General features: G+C 74.0%; 1 pseudogene. It reads left to right on the plus strand.

Annotation, left to right across the window (positions count from 1 at the left end):
• A pseudogene (locus tag WA762_RS35375) lies at positions 1-1387 on the plus strand (lantibiotic dehydratase); the annotation flags it as partial.

The following is a 1387-nucleotide window of genomic DNA, read 5'->3' on the forward strand; positions in this document are numbered from 1 at the left end:
GACGCCCTACATCCGGGCCGACTCCGACGACGGACCCGTCCATGTTCCCGGCCGCCCCCCGCAGCAGGCGCCACCCCACCTGGTGGCCCTGCTCCGGCTGGTGGACGGCCGCCGGCCGCCGGGTGAACTGGCCCGCGCACTGGGCGTACCGTCGGCCGAGGTGACCGCCGGACTGGCCGAACTGGTGCGCCGGCGCTGGGTGACCTGGCGGCTGGAGGTTCCCTCCGGACCCCATCCGGACCGGGAGCTGCGCGCCATTCTGGAGCGGGTCGGTGATCCGGTGCTGCGGCGTGGTGCGCTGGAGCCGTTGGAGGCGCTGGAGCGGGGCCGGGACCGGGTGCAGGCGGCCGGTCGTGACGCGGGTGCGCTGTGCGAGGCGCTCGCCGCGCTGGAGGAGGACTTCACCCGGATCACCGACACCGCCTCCCAACGCGCCAAGGGCGCCCATACCGCGCCGAACCGGTCGCTGGTCTACTCCGACACCCGGCGCTCCGCCACCGCCCGTGTCGGCCGCGACGTCCTGGACGCCATGGCCCCCCTGGACCCGCTGATGACCAGCGCCGCCTGGCTGATGTCGCAGCTCGGCGCCCGGGTGGAGCGGCGGGCCGCCGAGGTCTACGAGAAGCTGGCCGCCGCCTCCGGCGGGGACCGGGTCGATCTCGCCGACTTCTGGTTCGCCTGCATGCCGATCCTGCACGGGGCCGCGGTCACCGACGCCGAGGAGGTGCTGGCGGAGTTCCAGCGCCGCTGGGCGCGGATCATTCCCGTCCCGGAGGGCGCCCGCCACGTCCGGGCGACGCACTCCGCGATCGCACCGCGGGTGGCCGAGGAGTTCCCTCCGGCCCCCGCGGCCTGGACCGCCGCCCGCTACCTCAGCCCCGATGTGCTGATCGTCGCCCGCGACACCGAGTCGATCGGCGACGGCGACTTCGAACTGGTCCTGGGCGAACTGCATCTGGCGTCCAACACCGTGGGCGCCTCGCTCTTCGTCAGCCAGCACCCCGAGCCGGACGAACTCCTCCGGCTGACCGGCCAGGACCATCCCGGCCCCCGGCTGCTGCCGCTGCTGCCCAAGGAACACAAGTCGCGGCTGTCCGTCCGGGTGCGCAATGTGCTGGTCCGGCCGGAGGACTACTACATCGCCCTGCTGGAGCTCACCGCCGACCCGCACCGGGACCGCACCGTGCTCAGCGCCGACGCCCACGTCACCCGACGCGGGGGCCGGCTGGTCGCGCTGCTCCCGGACGGCGCCGAGTTCCCCGTCACCGATGTGTTCGGCCATGTGCTGACCACCCTGGCCATGGACATGTTCCGGCTGCTCCCCGACGCGGATCACGTGCCGCGGGTGGCGGTGGACAAGTTGGTGGTGTGCCGGGAGTCGTGGCGG

Origin of the sequence: Streptomyces tyrfis, from assembly GCF_037034285.1 — a bacterium.
Taxonomy (GTDB): Bacteria; Actinomycetota; Actinomycetes; order Streptomycetales; family Streptomycetaceae; genus Streptomyces.